Annotated in this window: 15 protein-coding genes, 1 riboswitch and 1 other annotated feature; of the genes, 9 read left to right on the top strand and 6 right to left on the bottom strand. The window is 29.7% G+C overall.

Annotated features, from left to right (window positions below; all coding sequences use genetic code 11):
• Position 1 precedes the first annotated feature (1 nt).
• From Q6H37_RS15510 to yjeM, 5 genes are all read left to right on the top strand, one after another.
• Positions 2 to 1,117: an aminopeptidase gene (locus Q6H37_RS15510; RefSeq protein WP_318733737.1), complete on the top strand. Its 1,116-nt coding sequence runs from the start codon at positions 2 to 4 to the stop codon at positions 1,115 to 1,117.
• 361 nt (positions 1,118 to 1,478) lie between these two features.
• Positions 1,479 to 2,705, top strand: coding sequence for a peptidase T (pepT, locus tag Q6H37_RS15505; protein ID WP_318733735.1), 1,227 nt, complete (start codon positions 1,479 to 1,481; stop codon positions 2,703 to 2,705).
• A 32-nt stretch (positions 2,706 to 2,737) separates the two neighbouring features.
• The gene (locus Q6H37_RS15500; RefSeq protein WP_318733733.1) at positions 2,738 to 5,386 is read left to right on the top strand and encodes a LuxR C-terminal-related transcriptional regulator; all 2,649 of its coding nucleotides are present in this window, start codon (positions 2,738 to 2,740) and stop codon (positions 5,384 to 5,386) included.
• A 309-nt stretch (positions 5,387 to 5,695) separates the two neighbouring features.
• On the top strand, positions 5,696 to 6,922 hold the full coding sequence (pepT, locus tag Q6H37_RS15495) for a peptidase T (protein WP_318733731.1): 1,227 nt from the start codon (positions 5,696 to 5,698) through the stop codon (positions 6,920 to 6,922).
• Positions 6,923 to 6,942: 20 nt separating this feature from the next.
• On the top strand, positions 6,943 to 8,454 hold the full coding sequence (gene yjeM / locus Q6H37_RS15490) for a glutamate/gamma-aminobutyrate family transporter YjeM (protein WP_318733729.1): 1,512 nt from the start codon (positions 6,943 to 6,945) through the stop codon (positions 8,452 to 8,454).
• Positions 8,455 to 8,510: 56 nt separating this feature from the next.
• On the opposite strand, the gene Q6H37_RS15485 is transcribed toward yjeM, so the two are convergent.
• Positions 8,511 to 9,686 (bottom strand): phosphoribosylaminoimidazolecarboxamide formyltransferase, encoded by a 1,176-nt coding sequence (locus Q6H37_RS15485; protein WP_318733728.1) that lies wholly within the window; start codon positions 9,684 to 9,686, stop codon positions 8,511 to 8,513.
• 53 nt (positions 9,687 to 9,739) lie between these two features.
• Positions 9,740 to 9,821, bottom strand: a riboswitch (ZMP/ZTP riboswitch).
• 52 nt (positions 9,822 to 9,873) lie between these two features.
• Complete coding sequence (locus Q6H37_RS15480; protein ID WP_318733726.1) at positions 9,874 to 10,068, bottom strand: hypothetical protein; 195 nt, start codon at positions 10,066 to 10,068, stop codon at positions 9,874 to 9,876.
• 375 nt (positions 10,069 to 10,443) lie between these two features.
• Between Q6H37_RS15480 and Q6H37_RS15475 the strand changes: the two genes are divergently transcribed.
• A complete protein-coding gene (locus tag Q6H37_RS15475; protein ID WP_318733724.1) occupies positions 10,444 to 11,301 on the top strand; it encodes a YitT family protein in 858 nt (285 codons plus the stop codon).
• Between the two features lie 112 nt (positions 11,302 to 11,413).
• Here the strand turns inward: Q6H37_RS15475 and Q6H37_RS15470 are convergent, their stop codons facing one another.
• Positions 11,414 to 13,492, bottom strand: a complete 2,079-nt coding sequence (locus tag Q6H37_RS15470) for a cell wall-binding repeat-containing protein (protein WP_318733722.1) — start codon at positions 13,490 to 13,492, stop codon at positions 11,414 to 11,416.
• 326 nt (positions 13,493 to 13,818) lie between these two features.
• Here Q6H37_RS15470 and Q6H37_RS15465 point away from each other — a divergent pair, with 326 nt between their 5' ends.
• A complete protein-coding gene (locus Q6H37_RS15465; protein ID WP_318733720.1) occupies positions 13,819 to 15,258 on the top strand; it encodes an NAD(P)/FAD-dependent oxidoreductase in 1,440 nt (479 codons plus the stop codon).
• Between the two features lie 3 nt (positions 15,259 to 15,261).
• On the opposite strand, the gene Q6H37_RS15460 is transcribed toward Q6H37_RS15465, so the two are convergent.
• Positions 15,262 to 15,720: a hypothetical protein gene (locus tag Q6H37_RS15460; RefSeq protein WP_318733718.1), complete on the bottom strand. Its 459-nt coding sequence runs from the start codon at positions 15,718 to 15,720 to the stop codon at positions 15,262 to 15,264.
• A gap of 212 nt (positions 15,721 to 15,932) precedes the next feature.
• Between Q6H37_RS15460 and Q6H37_RS15455 the strand changes: the two genes are divergently transcribed.
• Positions 15,933 to 16,364 (top strand): hypothetical protein, encoded by a 432-nt coding sequence (locus tag Q6H37_RS15455; protein WP_318733716.1) that lies wholly within the window; start codon positions 15,933 to 15,935, stop codon positions 16,362 to 16,364.
• Positions 16,365 to 16,522: 158 nt separating this feature from the next.
• On the opposite strand, the gene Q6H37_RS15450 is transcribed toward Q6H37_RS15455, so the two are convergent.
• Positions 16,523 to 17,290, bottom strand: a complete 768-nt coding sequence (locus Q6H37_RS15450; RefSeq protein WP_318733714.1) for a protein-glutamine gamma-glutamyltransferase — start codon at positions 17,288 to 17,290, stop codon at positions 16,523 to 16,525.
• Positions 17,290 to 18,279, bottom strand: a complete 990-nt coding sequence (locus Q6H37_RS15445) for a hypothetical protein (protein WP_318733712.1) — start codon at positions 18,277 to 18,279, stop codon at positions 17,290 to 17,292. Before Q6H37_RS15445 ends, Q6H37_RS15450 begins: the two co-directional genes overlap by 1 nt.
• Before the next feature lie 269 nt (positions 18,280 to 18,548).
• On the opposite strand from Q6H37_RS15445, the gene Q6H37_RS15440 reads away from it, so the two are divergent.
• Entirely contained in the window at positions 18,549 to 20,657 is a 2,109-nt protein-coding gene (locus Q6H37_RS15440; protein ID WP_318733709.1) for a hypothetical protein, read from the top strand.
• Positions 20,658 to 20,895: 238 nt separating this feature from the next.
• Positions 20,896 to 21,150, top strand: a binding site (T-box leader).
• Positions 21,151 to 21,156 lie beyond the last annotated feature (6 nt).

Below are 21,156 nucleotides of genomic sequence, written 5' to 3'. Positions count from 1 at the left end.
TATGAAGGATTCTAGAATAGTGAAACTTGCAAAAAATTTAATTAATTACTCTTGTAATATTCAAAAGGGTGAAAAGGTTTTAATAGAAACTATAGGAATACCAAATCCATTAACACTTGAGCTTATAAAACAAACATATTTATCAGGAGGAATACCTTTTGTAACAAATAAATTACCAGAGGTTGATAGGGAACTTTACATGAATTGCAGCGAAGAACAGTTAGGAATGATGGCTAAATATGAAGCAGCAAGAATGGCAGATATGGATGCATATATAGGTTTAAGGGCTCCAGGTAATTTAACTGAAACTTCAGATGTTCCAGGAGAAAATATGTCTCTTGTTATGAAAAAGTTTTGGCAGCCAGTACATGGAGAAATAAGAGTTCCTAAAACTAAATGGGTAGTTTTAAGATATCCAACAGCTGCAATGGCACAAGCATCAGGAACAAGTACGGAAGATTTTGAAGATTTTTATTTTAATGTGTGCAATTTGGATTATGGAAAAATGTCAAAGGCTATGGATTCATTAGTTAAGATAATGAATAATACAGATAAGGTTAATATAAAAGGTCAAGGAACAGATTTAAGCTTTTCCATTAAGGGATTGAATGCAATAAAGTGTGATGGAAAGATGAATATACCAGATGGTGAAGTTTATTCAGCACCAGTTAAGGATTCAGTAAATGGATATATAACATACAATACTCCAGCGGTGTACAATGGATTTACTTATGAAAATATAAGATTAGAATTTAAAAATGGTAAAATAATAAAGGCTACAGCTAATGATACAGAAAGAATAAATAAAGTATTTGATACAGATGAGGGAGCAAGATATGTGGGAGAATTTGCTTTAGGAGTTAACCCATACATATTGAAACCAATGAAGGAAACATTATTTGATGAAAAAATAGCAGGTTCTATTCACTTTACGCCAGGAGCATCCTATGATGACTGCTTTAATGGAAATAAATCTTCAATACATTGGGATTTAGTATATATTCAAAGACCTGAATATGGTGGTGGTGAAATTTATTTTGACAATGTATTAATAAGAAAAGATGGTTTATTTGTAATTGACGAACTTAAAGGATTAAATCCAGATAATTTAAAATAATTACAATGTAAAAATGCAGAAGAAATTAAATCAAATATAAAATGAAAACACATAAGGGTTGTAATAAACTTATTTTATAAATTAAAATATAAGTTTACTGCAACCCTTTATAAAGTGGCTCTTTACAATTCTATATAGATTTTAAAACACTTCTATAATTATATAATATTCCATGATTAAAGATTATTTACGGTAGGTACTTTTATGTAAGTATTGTCAATAGTTAAAATTTATAAGCATATATTTACATAAAAATTTTTATTTTTATAAAATAATGATATAATAAAATTAATCTACTTATATAAATCATACTTTAGGTGGATTGTATTTATAAAAGTTTTAATTCTAAGGAGAGATAATGATGTCTAAAGTTGTAGAAAGATTTATTAAATATGTAAAGTATGATACTAGATCTGATGAAGATTCCATAACACATCCCACTACATCAGGACAATTAGAATTAGGTAAAGAACTAGTGAAAGAACTAGAAGAGATTGGAATGGAAGATATCTGTTTAGATGAAAATGGATATATAATGGCAACTTTACCAGCAAATATTGATAAAGATGTTCCAGTAGTGGGATTTATTGCGCATATGGATACTAGTCCTCAAGTTTCGGGAACCAATGTGAAGCCCAAATTTGTAGAAAATTATAATGGAGAATACATAATACTAAATGAAGAAAAGAATATAATTCTTTCACCTAAGGATTTTCCGGAACTTAAGAATTATATAGGTAAAACTTTAATTACATCAGATGGAACTACTTTGCTTGGAGCAGATGATAAAGCAGGAATAGCAGAGATTATTACTGCTATGGATTTTTTGATAAAAAACCCTAAAATTAAGCACGGTACTATAAGAATTGCATTTACTACAGATGAGGAAATTGGAAAAATAGGAGAATATTTTGATATCGAAAAGTTTAAAGCTGATCTGGCATATACAGTAGATGATGAGGCTATAGGTCAATTAAAATATGAAAATTTCAATGCAGCAAATGCTAAAATAACTATAAATGGAAGAAGTGTTCATACATCAGAGGCTAAAGGAAGGATGATAAATTCTTTAAGAATAGCAACAGAGCTTATGGGTATGTTTCCAAAAGATGAAACTCCTGAAAATACAGAGGGAGCTGAAGGCTTTTATCATGTGGAAGCCATTAATGGTAATGTTGAGGAAACAAAAGTCCACTGTTTAATAAGAGATTTTGAAGATAAAAAGTTTGAAGAAAGAAAAGAATTTATTAAAAAAATTGTGCAGGATTTAAATAAGAAGTATGGAGAAGGGACAATTACTCTTGAAATAATTGAGCAATATAGAAATATGAAAGAAAAAATAGAAGCTGTAAAATACATTGTAGATATAGCTATTGAAGCCATGAAGGAAGTAAATATATTTCCAGATGTTACACCATTAAGAGGAGGAACAGATGGAGCAAGGTTATCTTATATGGGACTCCCTACCCCAAACATATCAGCAGGAGGACATAATTTTCATAGCAAGTATGAATATATTTCAACTTATGCCATGGAAAAGGCTGTAGAGGTAATATTGAAAATAATAGAATTATTTGCAGAAATGTAAAAGTTAACTGAATTATTTAGGAGTTGTGAAAAATGATATTAAATTATAAACACAATAAAACTAAATTTGTAATTCCAAAAAAGAAATGCAAAATTATTCTTAGAGAAAAAGTTTTAAAAAAACTAGATGAAGCTTTAAATACTAAACTTACAATTATATCTGCTCCAGCAGGTAGTGGAAAAACTACATCTGTTATTTCATGGATATATTCAAGGAAATTAGAAAATAATATAATATGGATTTCCTTAGATGAAAGAGATGATAAAATAGATGTTTTTTGGAGTTCATTTATTACAGCCATTGAAAAATTTAAAGATTCTAAAGATGAAAAAAATAATTTTGAGGATAATCAAGAAATTCCTATTGAATCAATAGTAGATGTTGTTTTAAATAGTATTTCAAGCATAAATGACAATTTAGTATTTGTAATAGATGATTTTCATTTTGTAAAAGATAAAGATATACTCATGGAAATTAAGCATTTTATTGATGGGATTTTTGATAATGTCCATATCATAATAACAAGTAGATCAAAAACAAATATAAATGTTTCTAAATTAAGATTGGATGGAGAAGTAACTGAGATAGATATGAGTGATTTAAATTTCTTTCTTAAAGAAACCTCAGAATTTCTTAATGAAAATATGGAAATTAGAATATCAAAAGAAAGTATAAAAAGATTAAATGAAGCTACAGAAGGCTGGATAGCTGGAATTCAAATTGCTGCATTATCCATGAATGGAAGAAAAGACATAGGTGAAATAGAAGAAAAGTTTAGTGGGAATAATGAATATATTCAAGATTATTTTTGTGAAGAAATTTTAAATGATAAATCAGAGGAAATTAAGGAATTTTTATTAAAAACCTGTATTTTGGATGAGCTAAATGCAGACTTATGTAATGCTGTAATCTGTAAAAAAAATAGCCAACAAATCTTAGAAGAATTATGTGATATGAACCTGTTTATTGATAAACTAGATTATGATGGAAAATCCTTTAGATATCATAAGCTTTTTAGAGAATTTTTAATGAGTAAACTAAATGGTATAAATAAAGAAGAAGTTTCTGAAGTTAGTAATAGAGCAGCTAGCTGGTATGAAAAAAATGGATGTGTAAACAGTGCTGTTAACCAATATATACATGTTGAAAATTATGAACAAGCGATAAAATTAATTGAAGATAAATGTGTTAAAAAAATTTTTACTAATGAGTATTTTTACGTATTAGGTTGGTTAAAAAGTATGTCACAGGATATTATTATAAAAAATCCTAGGTTTTGTATGGTACACATGTGTACCTATATATATGACAATATAAATTATTGCAAGTATTTGGAATTCGCTGAAAAAGCATTGGAGAATTATGAAGATGAAAATTATAAAAAGGAATGTAATAGTATACTGTCCATTATAAAGGGAGATAAAAGTTTTATAAAATCAGAATATGAAAAAAGTATAAAACACTATCAAGATGCTCTTGTATATTTAGAAAAGGATATATTTTGGAATACAATAATAAATTTGAAATTAGGTATAATAAACTTTTATTTAAAAAATTTTGATTTAGAAAAGAAATACTTTCATGAAGCTTTAATTTTAAGTCAGTCTTATGGTGATGATATTTTATATTTATCTGCTAGTAGAATTATTATTTTTGTAAAATTACTTACAGGAGAATTAATTCAGTGTGAAAATATGTGCAATACTTGCCTTGGAAGCAATATAAATGAAGAATTAAAAAAATCTTCACATATAGCAATTTTTTATATAGCATTAGCACTAGTATATTATGAAAAAAATAATATTAATAAAGCTGAAGAGTATGTGCTAAAAGGATTAAAGTTTTTAGAAGAAGAATGGGACAGTTATACAGCCTTTTTAGGATATTATGTTTATTCGGGAATTGTTTTGGAGAAGAATCCAAAAAATGAAAGAAATGAATTAAATAAGATTTATGAAAAGATAGAAGAATTGTCACAAAAATATGATGATTATAGACTTTTGGATAAATATTATTTTCATAAATTAAAAGATAATTTTAAAGTATTAAAGATGAGAAGGCTTATAGAATGTGGAGAAATTAATTCGGTAGAAAAATACATTACAAAGGGGGATTTTAAAATTCCAGAAGAACTTATTGTTTTTTCAAGAATACTGATTTATAAGGAAAAAAGTGATGATGCATTGATGCTGCTGAATAAAATTTTAACTTCACAAAAGGATAATAAATATTTAATTATAAGAGCTTATATTATGAGAGCAGAAATTTTTTCTCAAAATGACCAATATGAAAATGCAACTAGAGATTTAAGAGAAGCTTTAATTATTGGATTTGAAAATGGATTTATTAGAATATTTTTGTTAAAACAAGTTAAAGCAAATAAAATTTTGTTAAAAACTATTAAATCTATGAAATTTAATAAAGATTATTATAAAATGGGAGAATATTTAAACAAAATATTAAGTTTATATTCAACTGAAGAAAGTAGTGAGATAATAAGTAAAAGAGAAAAAGAAGTATTAATGCTTATAGAAAGTGGAGCAAAAAATTCAGAAATTGCTAAAGCTTTGTTTATTACAGAAAGTACTACAAAAAGCCATATATTAAATATATTTAGCAAATTAGGTGTACGCAATAGGATTCAAGCTGTGGCAAAGGCAAAAGAAATAGGAATTATTTAAAATGTGGGGGATGTCAGGGATTAGGATATGAAGGATTTTATTCTAAATACTTTTGACATCTCATACTATTTTCAGCACTTTTAAGTGCATATATATGTAATTAATCTAAAGTATGATTGGTTTATTAACTTATTTCAACCTTTTTAGTCATACTTTAAGATGGTTAATACTTAAAAAAAAAGTGATATAGTGTAATTACGTAATTGACAATAAACTGCCAAACATTTAAATAGGTTCTGCAGAGCTAAATAAAATCAATGTGCCTAATACTTAAAATTATTTTACATTATAGATTGTGAGGAGATTAATATGTCTAATGTTGTGGAAAAATTTATTAATTACATAAGTTTTGATACTAGATCAAATGAAGAAGTAGAAAATGTACCAACTACTTCAGGACAGCTTGTGTTAGCAAAGGCTCTTGTAAAAGAGTTAGAAGAAATAGGAATGAAGGAAGTTTCAGTAGATGAAAATGGCTATGTTATGGCAACGTTACCATCAAATACTACTAAAGAAATTCCTACTATAGGATTTATTGCTCATATGGATACAAGTCCAGAAATTTCAGGAAAAAATATAAATCCTAAATTTGTTGAAGATTATGATGGTAAAGATATAGTTTTAAATGAGGAAAAAAATGTAATACTTTCTCCAAAGGATTTTCCAGAATTGAAAGATTATATTGGTAGAACACTTATTACAACAGATGGAACTACTTTGTTAGGTGCTGATGATAAAGCAGGAATTTCTGAAATTATTACTGCTATGGAATATTTAATTAATAATGCTAAAATTAAACATGGAACTATTAAAGTTGCATTTACTCCAGATGAAGAAGTAGGAAGAGGTGCAGATCACTTTAATGTTGAAAAGTTTAATGCAGATTTAGCTTATACTCTAGATGGTGGTGCCATTGGAGAATTAGAGTATGAAAATTTCAATGCAGCAAGTGCTAAAGTAACTATAAATGGAAGAAGTGTACATCCTGGAAGTGCAAAAGGAACAATGATAAATTCAATGCTTATTGCTGGAGAATTTATGAGCATGCTTCCAGAAAATGAAACACCAGCAACAACAGAAGGATATGAAGGCTTTTACCACATAGTTACACTTAATGGTGGAGTAGAAGAAACAAAACTTCAATATATAATAAGAGACTTTGATGAGAAAAATTTTGAAAAAAGAAAAGAATTTATGACTAGTGTTGTGAAAAAATTGAATGAAAAATATGGTGAAAATACAGTTGAAATTGAAATAAAAGATCAATACAGAAATATGAAAGAAAAGATTGAACCTGTAAAGCATGTTGTTGATATTGCTTTTCAAGCAATGAAAGAAGTAAATGTTGTTCCTAAAGTTCAGCCTATAAGAGGTGGTACTGATGGAGCTATGCTATCATTTAAGGGACTTCCTACACCAAATATATTTACAGGCGGACACAATTTTCATGGAAAATTTGAATATATTCCTATATATTCTATGGAAAAAGCTGTAGAGGTAGTACTTAAAATAATTGAATTATATGAAAAAATGTAAAAAATTAAGGGGGAGAAAAAATGGAATCAGCTAATAAAAAAAAGATGACATTAGTAGCACTTATATTAATGATTTTTACATCAGTATTTGGATTTGCTAACATACCTAGATCATTTTATTTAATGGGTTATAGTGCAATACCATGGTATATTTTATCTGCAATAACCTTCTTTATTCCTTATGCATTTATGATGGCAGAATATGGAGCAGCATTTAAAAGTGAAAAAGGAGGAATTTATTCATGGATGGATAAGTCCGTTGGACCTAAATATGCTTTTATAGGCACATTCATGTGGTATGCTTCCTATGTAATTTGGATGGTTAATATATCTTCTTCAATATGGATACCACTTTCAAATGCCATATTTGGAAGCGATAAGACTGCAACTTGGTCACTTTTAGGATTGAGTTCCACTCAAACATTGGGATTATTAGGTGTATGTTGGATTTTAGTTGTAACTATAACAGCTTCTAAAGGATTGGAAAAAATAACGAAAGTAACATCAGTGGGAGGTACTGCAGTAGCATTACTTAATATTGTACTATTAATAGGTGCAGTAGCCGTTTTAGTATTAAATGGTGGGCATTTAGCTCAACCAGTTGCGGCATCAGCTGCTTTTACACAATCACCAAATCCATCTTATCAAAGTACAATTAGTATATTATCATTTTTAGTATTCGCATTATTTGCTTATGGTGGAATAGAAGCGGTTGGAGGATTAGTAGATGAAACTGAAAATGCAGAAGTAACATTTCCAAAAGGTGTTACCATAGCAGCAATAATTATTGCTATAGGATATTCTTTAGGTATATTTTTATGTGGTATATTTACTAATTGGCAAGAAGTATTGTCAGTAAAAGGTGTTCACATGGGTAATGTTGCTTATGTGGTAATGCAAAATTTAGGATATCAGTTAGGAAAAGGTTTTGGACTTAGCCAGGCTGGTGCATTAACAATGGGAGCTTGGATGGCTAGATACATGGGATTGTCTATGTTCTTAGCATTAACAGGAGCATTCTTCACATTATGTTATGCGCCATTGAAACAATTAATAGAAGGTACACCAAAAGAATTATGGCCAGGAAAAATGGCTGAAATTAAAGATGGAATGCCTAAAAATGCTATGTGGATCCAATGTATATTTGTAATGGTATTTATATTACTAGTTTCTTTTGGAGGAGATGCAGCATCTAAATTCTTTGCAATATTAATAGAAATGACTAACGTAGCAATGACTCTTCCATATATGTTCTTGTCAGCTGCATTTATTGCTTTTAAGAAAAAAGAAAGTATTAAAAAACCTTTTGAAGTTTTTAAAAATCGTACTTGGGTACTTGTTGCTACTGTAGTAGTTACATTTACTATAGGTTTTGCAAATTTCTTTACAATAATAGAACCAGCAGTACATGGAAAAATAAAAGACACAATATGGATGCTTGCAGGTCCAGTAATCTTTAGTATAATTGGTTTGTTAATATATGGATCATATGAAAAGAAAAAACAGAAACATTTAGCATCACGTGATGTATAAAATATATAAAATAGGTTGTGCCATTTGGTACAACCTATTTTATATATTATGTATTTTTAATGGTGAAATAATCTTGTCCCAGAGAATGACATAGCTATGTTGTACTCGTCACAGGCTTCTATTACTAAATTATCTCTTAATGATCCTCCAGGCTGTACAATGTATTTAACTCCACTTTGAGATGCTCTATCTACATTATCCCTAAATGGGAAAAATGCATCTGAACCTAAAGAAACTCCAGTTAAATTTGAAAGCCAGGCGCTTTTTTCTTCTTTTGTTAATCTATCTGGTATTTCTTGTAATATATTTTTCCATTCTTTTAATTCCATAGAAGTAATATCATCTCTAAGATATTGATCTATAACATTGTCTCTATTTGGTCTTGAAACATCTTCTTTAAAGGGAAGATTAAGAACAGCTGGATGTTGTCTTAAAAACCATATATCTGCTTTAGATGCAGCAAGTCTAGTACAATGTATACGGGATTGCTGTCCTGCACCAACACCAATTACTTGACCATCTAAAACAAAGCAAACAGAATTGGATTGAGTATATTTTAGAGTAATCATGGAAATAAGTAAATCACGTTTAGCTTCATCACTAATATTTTTATTAATAGTAACTACATTATTAAGCATATCTTCTTTTATTATCACATTATTTCTTTTTTGTTCAAAGGTTATTCCATATATTTGTCTTTTTTCTATTTCATAAGGTTCATAATCCCAGTCCATTTGAATGATACAATAGTTTCCTTTTTTCTTTTTCATTAAAAGTTTTAAAGCTTCATCAGTATATCCTAATGCAATTATGCCATCTGAAACAGATTTACTTAAAATTTGTGCTGTAGGAAGATCTACTATATCACTTATAGCAACCCAATCACCAAAAGAGGACATTCTATCTGCACCTCTAGCACGTGCATAAGCACAAGCTACAGGAGATAAGTCAATATCTGATACAAAATAGGATTTCTTCAATGTATCACTTAATGGAACACCTACGGCAGCACCAGCAGGACTTACGTGTTTAAAGGAAGCAGCAGCAGGAAGTCCTGTAGCTATTTTCAATTCTTTAACTAATTGCCATGAATTGAAGGCATCCATAAAATTAATGTAACCAGGATTACCATTTAATATTTTAAAAGGCAGTGTTTTATTTTGAGCATAAATTTTTGCCGGCTTTTGATGTGGATTACATCCATACTTAAGTACAATTTCTTGATTTTTCATAAATTCAACCTCCAAAAAATAAAATAAAGCAAAAAACGCCTGGGTAAAATAATATATTCTACCCAGGCGGTCGATAACTTTTTTAAATCATGCTCCTTATGGTTAATTCCATTTCCGCCAGTTACATGATTACTAACTAAAGTATAACTTATATGAATTCCTAAGTCAAACATGAATTAAAATTTTATTATAAACTAAATAAAATTAATAATATAATCATTGGAAGAGCCGAAAATATAATATAGAGTATTGAAAAATCACTGTTATCATCCTTTGCTTGTTTTTCTTCAAGGCTATAGTGATTTTCAGGGTTGCTTATTATTTCAGTTATCTCTTCATTTTTATCCATTGCTTCTTCATTTAAAAAATTCAAACTTACCATAATATACACACCTCCACACTATGATTTAAATAAAAGTATAGCTTTAATATTAATCAATAATTGCATTTAAAGTATATTTATTCAATATATAAAGAATATATTAATAAAGTTTACTATTTGTTAATATTATTATATTCCTTTGAAAACGTTTTTACAATAGTTTTGTTAAATTTATCTATTATTTTTTCTTAATAATAGAAAATACTGTTATTAATTAGAAGTATTGTAAAGTTATTTTTAATGTTAACCATTGAAAATTGTGCGTCATAGTAATTTTTGATATAATATTAATATATGATATGTAAAATAAGTTAGAAATTTTACATATTTGTTTAAGTGACTGTGAAAAAGTCAAAAGAGTTAAGGGGGAATTTCATGATAAAAAAATATATGAATATTTATTCGAAAACCACTAAGGTTTTATTGATTATTTTAGGTGCAATTTTGTATTCTATTGGGTTAGAGATATTTTTAATTCCCAATAATATTATAGATGGTGGAATAGTTGGAATATCAATTATGATAAGTCATTTTACTAATATACCTCTTGGTATTCTTACGTTCATACTTAATATACCGTTTTTTGTTATTGGATATAAGCAAATTGGAAAAACATTTACCATATCAACTTTATTTTCTGTAGTATGCTACTCTATTGGAATATCTATCTTCAAGCCAATTCCAGGTATAACTCAAGATGTTCTTTTAGCTTCAGTTTTTGGTGGAATAATAGCAGGATTAGGAATAGGAATAATAATAAAAAGTGGAGGTTCTACTGATGGAGCTGAAATAGTTGCAATAATTTTAGATAAAAGGTTAACTTTTTCAGTAGGACAAATAGTATTGTTTTTCAATTTTTTTATATTAACTTCAGCAGGTTTTGTTTTTGGATGGGATAGGGCAATGTATTCCCTTATTGCATATTTCATAGCAATTAAACTTATAGATATTATAGTTGAAGGTATAGATGAGTCAAAGGCTGTATTTATTATTTCTAGCAAACATGAAGATATATCTCAAGCTATAATGGATAGGCTCGGAAGAGGAATAACTTTACTTAATGGAAAAGGAGGTTATAAAGGTGTTGCTACAGATGTGATATATGTGGTAGTATCACGTTTGGAAATTTCTAAATTAAAGTCAATTGTACATGGATTTGATGAAAATGCTTTAGTAACAATAGGAAGTGTTGATACATCAGGAAAGAGTTATAAAAAGAAAGCTATACACTAATAAAAATCTTAATATGGAAAAGTATAAAGCACTATCAAACTTATATAATGTTGATAGTGCTTATTTTTAATTATTAAGCAGTGTATTTTTATAACCTTTTATGGCAAGTAAATTATTTTGCTAAATTAATTTTAACACTTTCTGGAACAACTGCAGCTCCTCCAAATATTACTTCATTTATATAATTCTTTGTATTGATATAATTCTTTTGATTAATTATATTGCTATTTACAAGAATAACTGGAGCATTATATTTGGCTGCATATATACTACCTGATAAGGCATCTGGAAAATTTTCTCCTGAAGCAAAAGTTACTGTGGAACTATCTAAATCAAAGTATTTAGCTATATTTAATGAGGTTTCATACCTATCCCTTCCCCATATTCTCAATATATTATTATCAGAAAGGTTGGAATTACTTTTAATTTGTTCTTTTATATTGTCAGATATGACACCTGTTCCACCTATAATATATACTTTAGAAGGTTTAACTTTATTAATGGTTTGCATAGCAGAATCAGATAAAGTATTACTATCTGATAAAATTATTGGATAGCCCTTTGAAGCAGCTATAGTTGATATACTTAAACCATCTGCAAATACATCACCACCAGCTATAAATATTGGAGTACCTTCCTTAGCATCTATTTGATCATTTATAGTTTTTATAGTACTATATTTTGCATCATCACCACTAAGCCTTTTTATATTGGAGTATCCTGAATCCTTTAAGTTGTTTACTATATTGTTATTTACGTCTTCTTCATTTCCTAAAATATATATTGTTCCATCTTTACTTAAATGGGATTTTATATAGTTTAAAGTACTGATGTTTTCAAAAGAATAGCTGCCACATAAAAGAATAGGAGCATCTAATTTTTTAGCCAGCACACTTCCACTAAGGGCATTTTGAAAATTATAACCTGATGTAATAACCACATTATTAACTGTTCCATTATTTAGGTTTTCTGCAATTTTGCATGCTGTTTGAAATCTATCTTGTCCACTTAGTCGTGTACTTGAATATTTTTTATTACCAACACTAACAGGTGCCCAGTTATTTATTAATGCTTCAGCCTCGCCATCACTGCTTATACATCTTCCATAATATTCTTCAGAGTATGCCTGCCAATTTGGAAAATACAGTGTTTGATCATATCTATTTGATACTATTCCATTAGCTTTATAGTAAACATCGTTATCAAATGAGTTATCTACTGAGGTTGCATCTGTTAATTGTACATTATAAATACTGTTTTTACTTAAGAACAAATTGTTCCTAACCCAGTTTTTAACGGCGCCATCCATCATATAAATATCGTCAATGGAATTACCATAAAATACATTATTGTATATGTAATTGTTAGTGGCATTACTAGCAACAGCCATACCATAAGCATGATTGTTATATAAAAGATTATTTTCAACGGTACAGTTACTTCCTCCATTTGGTCTGCCATACATTTGTATAGCGGCTCCCGCATTATCATGAATTTTATTTCCTATAAATGTCCAGTTGTAACATCCATAACCTATGTATATTCCATGATCCTTTGGTTTATTTATTTTTAAACCTACATTATATATTTCACAATTTTTAACACTGCAGTAATCAGAACCTTCACCATCTATACCTGAAGTACCAATGCCTCTATATACCGGATAGTCCAAATTATATATAGTTAAATTCTCCATATCAATATAACTAGACTTTGTGTGCGAGGAGTCAAAACTTTTGGTTACATATATTCCAGCACCTGAGTAGTCCTTCATGGTTATTCCATCAACTTTCCAGTAAGAACAACCAGCAAAGGTTATTGCATCTGCTCCATCTTTTCCACTTAATTCTCTCTCATTATTTCCTGTCATAATAACAGTTTCTCCAGGATAATTTTTTATAGTGTACCAGGCATCATTTGATCCATTTTTGTTAAACACATTTGTAGTTTCAAGGTAGGTTCCACCTCTTATCATGAGAGTATCTCCTGGCTTTAGTACATCTATTCCAGCTTGGATAGTAGTAAAAGGATTATCGATACTTCCCAAATTGCCTTTGCCAGTGCCCTTATTTTGAGATACATAGTAAGTATTTCCACTATTTTCGGCATAAACCTTAGTTACATTAAGGGTTAGCGATTGAAATAATAGAAAAGTTAAAACAGATGTAAAAAAAACTAAAAATTTTTTCATTAGTATCCTCCTTGTAGTTAAATTTATAAGATTATGTTTATAAGAAAAAATAAATTTTATATAATAATTATCTATTAATGTAGCTTTTAATAGAAAAATAAATAATATTTGTTGTTTGCTAATTATAACAGGATTAATTACAATAATTTTTATTATAACACAAAATTTAGTAGTTTCATTTAATGTTGATTTTTATACATAATTTGGAATATTCTTAATATAGTGAATTTTTACATATTTATGTATTGTGTAGCATACTTAAATAAGATATTATATAAAATATAGCATAAATTCCATAATCAATAATTAAGGATGGTGGTGATTTTATGTATGATGTGATAATAATTGGAGCAGGAGTAATAGGGGCTAACATTGCCAGAGAACTTTCAAAGTTTCAAATTAATGTTTGTGTACTTGAAAAAAATGAAGATGTAAGTTGTGGTGCATCTAAGGATAATAGTGGTATAGTTCATGGTGGATATTCAGATGAGCCAGGTAGTTTAAAAGCAGAGTTCTGTGTAAAAGGCAATAGAATGTTTGAACAGCTTGAGAGGAAATTGAATTTTGGTTATAGAAAAACGGGTTCTTTGGTGCTTGCTTTTTCAGATGAAGAAAAAGTTCATTTAGAACAGCTTTATAAAGATGGAATTATCAATGGTGTAAGTGGAATGAAAATAATGGATGGAAGTGAAGTAAGGAAAATAGAACCATATTTAAGTAAAGACGTAAAATGGGCATTGTATTGTGAAGATTCAGGAGTGTGTTCTCCTTATGAATTTACCATAGCTCTTATTGAAAATGCTATAGTAAATGGTGTTGAATTAAAGCTTAATCAGGAAGTTCTAGCAATGGAAAAGTTGAAAGATAGTTTTAAAATTACAACTAATAAAGAAGTTTTAGAAAGTCAATATGTTATAAATGCAGCAGGAGTTTATAGTGATAAAATTTCAAAAATGTTAGGATTAAATGATTTTAGTATTATTTCAAGAAAAGGAGAATATATCATATTTAATAAAGATCAATCTTACTTAGTTAAAAGAGTAATATTTCAAGTACCAACAGAAAAAGGTAAAGGAATATTAGTAACTACCACTTACCATGGTAATCTTATGATAGGACCAGATGCTGAACAGGTAGATTATAAAGAAGATGTATCTACAGATGAAGATTCTCTTAAGGCTATTGTTGAGGCTGCCAGAAAATCTGTAGATGGCTTTGATATGAAAAAAGCATTAACTTCATTTGCAGGGGTTAGACCTACTAATACAAGAAAAGATTTTATAGTAGAAGAAAGTGATGTTAAAAAATTTTTAAATGTAACAGGTGATTCACCAGGACTTACATCTTCACCTAGTATAGCCAAAAAAGTATTAAATATATTGAAAGATTCAGGATTAAATTTACGAGAAAAGAAAAATTTTAATCCTTATAGGAAGCCAATTATAGTTAAAAAGGATGAAAATTTTGATGGAAATGTTGATGTTGAAGATCCCAAAAAGCATATAATATGCAGATGTGAAAAAGTTACTGAAGCAGAAATTATAGATTCTTTAAGTAGAGGAATTGAAGTAAAATCTTTAGATGCTGTAAAGAGGCGTACGAGAGCAGGAATGGGCATGTGTCAAGGAGCATTTTGCGGACCTAGAGTAAGATCATTAGTTGCTAAAACTTTAAATATAAAAGAAGAGGAAGTTATGCAAAAAGGAGAAAAATCTTCCAATTTGCATGATAGAGTAAAAAGAATAACTATTATGAATATGAAGTAATGTTTATTCAATCATTAGTTCTTTTTGGAAAAGCTTATATATAGATAATAATCTGTTATATAAGCTTTTTAATATATTAAGTGAAGAATCTTCCTTGGAATCCTCCAGTATTTCCAGATTTAATTCTAAAGTACCTAATAAATATTTAAGTTCTATAAAATTAAGTTTAATTATAATGGGGTCATGATAGGAACTATTAGTTAAAAAATACATAATATCATGAAGCTTATTATTAAAATCATTTAGATAGGTTAATTTAGAAAAATTATAATTGCCCTCTGCATCAATAATAAGTTTATTGTTAATTAATATTTGTTTATATACACAATTAAGCACACAGTCAATTTCATCTAATTTAATAGTTATTTCCTTTCTGATATAAAGTCTTTCATCTTCAGAAGGATCATTAGCATCTAATTTTGGTGCATTTATTTTAGTTCTAAATTTTATTATTTTTCCCATAAGTTACTCCTAATAAAAGTATTAAATATAACAATTTTTATTATAACATAAAATAAAAATTGTTATGGTTGCCTTTGATTTTTTATATATTCATATACAATAAAATTCGTGAAAAAGCTATATTACTTTAGAATTTTTTTGGAATAAATATTAACCCATATAGAATTTAATGCATACTATATAATGTAATCAAAAAAATAGGAGTAGTTTTGATGGATTGGTACAATTATTTTAGAAGTGAAGATTTAGAAGATGACGAATTTTACTGCCCATATATGGAATTTATGAGTAGACAGCAGCAACAAATTGGTGGACCTCCTCAATTTGGTGGAACACCTCCACAGATGGGAGGAGGATCACCTTCTCAGATGGGAGGGGCACCTTTTGGTCCGCCACCTAATATTACACCTTCTAAGAAAAATGCTCATGCAAAATTTATGCCAGGCACATTTGCAGTAGATCCAGGTTCATTAAGACCATGTAGATTCAGATATGTTTATATTTGGCCAAGAAGAGGAAGACCATTTTGGGCATGGTTAAATTATGTAGGGAGAAGATCTGCTTCTGGTTTTAGATGGGTTGGTCACAGATGGGTACGTTTTGGAATTGATTTAAGAGAAATAGAGACTTTTATCTGTTTTTAATGAATTAAATAACTAGATTAAAGGGGAAATACATAGTTTTAGGTATATCCCCTTTAACTTTGTTTTAGCTATTTAATAAATTTAAATTCATAAGTAATTTTTATAATTTTATTTTTTTACTAGTTAAGTAAAATTCATTTTAAATACATATTTTCTATTTATGGTTTTGAAAAGTAATTATAATACATATTGTATAAGCGTTTGTAATTTAATCGGGTTACCGAACTCAATAAGAAAGAAGATTTCTTAGCACCTATTTTTCTATGAGAATTTAACCCTTTAATTATTTTATTTTCACTTCTTATTCCTAAACCATGTCCATAATAGTTACCATAACCTAGGTATATAGTATTTTCACCTTGCCATTCTGGAGTTAAGGGGTTTACATCGGGATTTTTAAAATATTTGCAATCTCCAACCATTGTATCTTGTTCGTATCTGAGGTCTTCAATATAAAGATTTGAATCAATATAATGCCAATTAAACAAATATATTTTAGGAAACATTTCATTAAAAAGTTTTTCCTTGAATACGTTAAGAAGTGCTTTATAGTAAATGATAACTATAGCAGTAGCGCATTCAGTGCCATATTTTGATCCATTAATAAAAATATCTTTTATGGCTTCAGAAGGTTTTGCTTCTTTTTTTAATTGAAAACCACCTTCAGAAGTGTGTTCCCAATATGTGTGATTACATTTAGATTTACGAAAAACTTTAAAAAGTAAATTACTGTTGTACAAATCTTTAGCTGTATTGGAGATATTTATTTGTAAATCTAACTGGAATTTTAATTCGTTTAATGAACTATAGACATAAACTTTTTTGCTTAAAAATAGTTTGTTTAAAATTCTACTTTCAACACTATTTATTGAATATAAATTTGCCAGTTTATCCTTTGTAACTGCGTTATTCGAAATTTTTATCATTAAAATCCTCCTATTCTGGCAATTTTTATTTGTTCAGCAATAGGGTAGCAAAGCCATTTATTCCAGTTGTGTATATTTTTATGATGTAAGCTAAATGAAAAATTTGCAAGTAATAATTTTGTATTATAATCCAGTTTATTAAATATCTTTAAAAGTTCAATTTCTTCTTTTTTTAATGGTCTTAATATTTTACCTGCATTTGTGGAAACTGCAGTGCAAAGATATTTTGCTTCTAAAATAACTTCATATGAAATTGGATTACTGCATTGTTGAAAGCTTTCACCAGTGAAGTGTAAAAATAAAAAATTTTTTTCAAACCAATTGAGAAAATATAAATAATAATTATTTTTATCTGTATGTTTAAACATGTTTATACCAGGTATAAAATTTAGTAGTTTTTTTGAAAGTTCAAAATCTTTTTGATCTGAAGATTGAAGGCGATCTCCAATTAAAATTAAGCTTTTAGGATCACCACATTCAAAAAAGGCCCAAACTAAATTATGAATAAGAGATTTCTCTTTATACCTTTTAAAAATCATTTCTGCTATTAAAGGTAAAACAGTTTTATCTCTGTATATTTTTGTTAAAAGTATAGCAGAAGCATCTAAAACTTCATCAAATTCATTATTCATGCCATCATCTATAGAACCAGTTGTCAGCATCCATTTTAAAACAGAATTAACACCTTGTATATAATCTGAACATAGATATTCAGTATTTCTAAAACTTTTTTTACCAGTGCATATTTCATAAGTGATTTCTAAAGCAATTTTATTTCGCAAGTTTAAGCTATTAAATATGTTTAATTCTTCAATTTTATTTTTAAGTATAAATAGAGAAGCAAAATTTAAGTTTTCGTTATTAATTAGGCTTATAGATTCTTTAGTGTCATTTTGAAATGATTTATGAAAAAAATTATTTAAGCCATTAGTTCCGTTATTAAGTCTTACTGTATCTAATGGATTTAGAGTATGAAAATTATTTATCATTACATAAAAAACTCCTCTCTGAGAATAAAAGTCATATAAATAATATTTATAATTTAAACTTTAACTTTAGAAGATTTTTTTGTTTTTTACTTAAATAAATATATAGCTTTTACATGTATTTATAATTTAATGAAGTTATTTTTGTATTCAGTTTGTTAAAAGTTATTTTAGCTATGTTCCCAATTTACATAATCTATCATAAATTATATTAAAGAAAAATCCTACTAAAGGATTAATCTTTATTTTCACCATAGGAGGTAAATTGATTTATGAAAAAGCATAGTATAGAATGCTATCCATGCAAAAATAGAGAAAAAGAAGATGAATGTTTAAAAGATACACATAGGTTTGAAAAGGATTGTGAATACAATTTAAATATTACTTGCTGCGGCGAAGAAGGAGAAAGAGGTCCAAGAGGACATAGAGGACATAGGGGAAGAAAAGGAGAAACAGGAGACCCAGGTGAGCAAGGAGAAAGAGGTAGAAGAGGAAAAAGAGGACATCGTGGCAGAAGAGGAGAAGAAGGAGATCCAGGTGAAATGGGACCACAAGGACCGGAAGGAATACAAGGTCCACAAGGAGAACAAGGAGATCCAGGAGAAGAAGGTGAGAGAGGAGAAAGAGGAAGAAGAGGAAAGAGAGGACATCGTGGACATGTAGGAGAAATGGGACCAAGAGGAAAGAGAGGCAGAAGAGGAGAAGACGGAGACCCAGGCGAAATGGGACCACAAGGACCAGAAGGAATACAAGGTCCACAAGGAGAACAAGGAGATCCAGGAGAAGAAGGTGAGAGAGGAGAAAGAGGAAGAAGAGGAAAGAGAGGACATCGTGGTCATAGAGGAGAAATGGGTCCAAGAGGAAAGAGAGGACATCGTGGACATGTAGGAGAAATGGGACCAAGAGGAAAGAGAGGCAGAAGAGGAGAAGACGGAGACCCAGGCGAAATGGGACCACAAGGACCAGAAGGAATACAAGGTCCACAAGGAGAACAAGGAGATCCAGGAGAAGAAGGTGAGAGAGGAGAAAGAGGTAGAAGAGGAAAGAGAGGACATCGTGGACATGTAGGAGAAATGGGACCAAGAGGAAAGAGAGGCAGAAGAGGAGAAGACGGAGACCCAGGCGAAATGGGACCACAAGGACCAGAAGGAATACAAGGTCCACAAGGAGAACAGGGAGATCCAGGAGAAGAAGGTGAGAGAGGAGAAAGAGGTAGAAGAGGAAAGAGAGGACATCGTGGACATGTAGGAGAAATGGGACCAAGAGGAAAGAGAGGCAGAAGAGGAGAAGACGGAGATCCAGGTGAAATGGGACCACAGGGACCAGAAGGAATACAAGGTCCACAAGGAGAACAAGGAGATCCAGGAGAAGAAGGTGAGAGAGGAGAAAGAGGTAGAAGAGGAAAGAGAGGACATCGTGGACATGTAGGAGAAATGGGACCAAGAGGAAAGAGAGGCAGAAGAGGAGAAGACGGAGACCCAGGCGAAATGGGACCACAAGGACCGGAAGGAATACAAGGTCCACAAGGAGAACAGGGAGATCCAGGAGAAGAAGGTGAGAGAGGAGAAAGAGGTAGAAGAGGAAAGAGAGGAAAGAGAGGACATCGTGGTTATATAGGAGAAAGAGGTCCAAGGGGAAAAAGAGGACATCGAGGTAGAAGAGGAGAAGAAGGAGATCCAGGTGAAATGGGACCACAAGGACCAGAAGGAATACAAGGTCCACAAGGAGAACAAGGAGATCCAGGAGAACAAGGAGAAAGAGGCGAAAGAGGTAGAAGAGGAAAGAGAGGACATCGTGGTTATATAGGAGAAAGAGGTCCAAGAGGAAAGAGAGGACATCGAGGAAGAAAAGGAAGAAGAGGAGATCCAGGGCCATCAGGCGAATTAGCTCAATGTCCATGCATCAAGCAGATAAGAAATATATTAGAACAGATAATAGATTTATTTCCAACATCAACAATTACTGTGAATTATGAAAATAGCGGATCAGCATCAGGAATACCTGCTGAATTGCTTCCAGAAGGAAATGATAGCAGTATTTTTGTACTGGAAAATTGTGAAGGAACTATAATTCATAGAATTGATATTTGTAAGATAGCATCTATAGTTTTAGGAGGAACAGATTCTTTTATTAAAAAGGATGGAAGTATTAAAATAAAATTTTTAGAAGAACCACTTAATGCTAATTCAAATAGTAATACTGATTTTGAGGCAAATTTAAGAAGAATTTTTACAGAGTTAGCAGAAACAGGAGAAGAGGTTAGAGTAAGGGCAGGTGGAATAGATTTAGAAGAACAGCCAGTAATTATAGCAGCTTATGGAGTGACTTTATTAGGATGCAATGCAGTAGTATCTAATTGCTATGTAGAAGATATTAAGTAAAAAGCAATTTCAAAGCATAATATAATCATTAAAATTTTAATATTGTAAAGTTACTTTATAATTAAAAATAGGCAATTTACAGTGAGGGAAATCAGTAATCCTTCACTGTTTATTAAATGTTGGTAGTTTTTACATATAAAAATACAAATTAAAATTCTTATAAGTACTTGCTAAAATTTTATTTGTGTAGTAATATAATATACATAAAACAAATCATAGTAAACATAGTTAAATACTAAGAATTGCAATGATGAGAAGAGTAAGTTATAGGAAACTGACAGAGAGGGATCTCCATTGGGTGTAAGAGATCTTGAGTTGAAAGTAACTGAAGTGCATCTCAGAGCACTGAATTGAAGTTTAGTAGACTTCAGCGGGTACGCCCGTTAAAGCGTTGAGGTATGATTGTACCAAAATTAAGAGTTGTTATGTGTTATTAGTTTAGTTTTACATAATAAACAGAGTGGAACCGCGGAATTATACTTCTGCCTCTGTAATAGAG

The sequence above is a fragment of the Clostridium sp. JS66 genome (genome assembly GCF_033561535.1).
Classification (GTDB): Bacteria; Bacillota; Clostridia; order Clostridiales; family Clostridiaceae; genus Clostridium_AM; species Clostridium_AM carboxidivorans.
The sequence above is the reverse complement of the archived record's forward strand: the minus strand, read 5'-3'. Positions and strand labels throughout refer to the sequence as shown.

Bases quoted from the DNA above. Each gene is read 5' to 3' on its own strand.
- Q6H37_RS15510 (WP_318733737.1), top strand. From the start codon at position 2: ATGAAGGATTCTAGAATAGTGAAACTTGCAAAAAATTTAATTAATTAC.
- pepT (WP_318733735.1), top strand. From the start codon at position 1,479: ATGTCTAAAGTTGTAGAAAGATTTATTAAATATGTAAAGTATGATACT.
- Q6H37_RS15500 (WP_318733733.1), top strand. From the start codon at position 2,738: ATGATATTAAATTATAAACACAATAAAACTAAATTTGTAATTCCAAAA.
- pepT (WP_318733731.1), top strand. From the start codon at position 5,696: ATGTCTAATGTTGTGGAAAAATTTATTAATTACATAAGTTTTGATACT.
- yjeM (WP_318733729.1), top strand. From the start codon at position 6,943: ATGGAATCAGCTAATAAAAAAAAGATGACATTAGTAGCACTTATATTA.
- Q6H37_RS15485 (WP_318733728.1), bottom strand. From the start codon at position 9,686: ATGAAAAATCAAGAAATTGTACTTAAGTATGGATGTAATCCACATCAA.
- Q6H37_RS15480 (WP_318733726.1), bottom strand. From the start codon at position 10,068: ATGGTAAGTTTGAATTTTTTAAATGAAGAAGCAATGGATAAAAATGAA.
- Q6H37_RS15475 (WP_318733724.1), top strand. From the start codon at position 10,444: ATGATAAAAAAATATATGAATATTTATTCGAAAACCACTAAGGTTTTA.
- Q6H37_RS15470 (WP_318733722.1), bottom strand. From the start codon at position 13,492: ATGAAAAAATTTTTAGTTTTTTTTACATCTGTTTTAACTTTTCTATTA.
- Q6H37_RS15465 (WP_318733720.1), top strand. From the start codon at position 13,819: ATGTATGATGTGATAATAATTGGAGCAGGAGTAATAGGGGCTAACATT.
- Q6H37_RS15460 (WP_318733718.1), bottom strand. From the start codon at position 15,720: ATGGGAAAAATAATAAAATTTAGAACTAAAATAAATGCACCAAAATTA.
- Q6H37_RS15455 (WP_318733716.1), top strand. From the start codon at position 15,933: ATGGATTGGTACAATTATTTTAGAAGTGAAGATTTAGAAGATGACGAA.
- Q6H37_RS15450 (WP_318733714.1), bottom strand. From the start codon at position 17,290: ATGATAAAAATTTCGAATAACGCAGTTACAAAGGATAAACTGGCAAAT.
- Q6H37_RS15445 (WP_318733712.1), bottom strand. From the start codon at position 18,279: ATGATAAATAATTTTCATACTCTAAATCCATTAGATACAGTAAGACTT.
- Q6H37_RS15440 (WP_318733709.1), top strand. From the start codon at position 18,549: ATGAAAAAGCATAGTATAGAATGCTATCCATGCAAAAATAGAGAAAAA.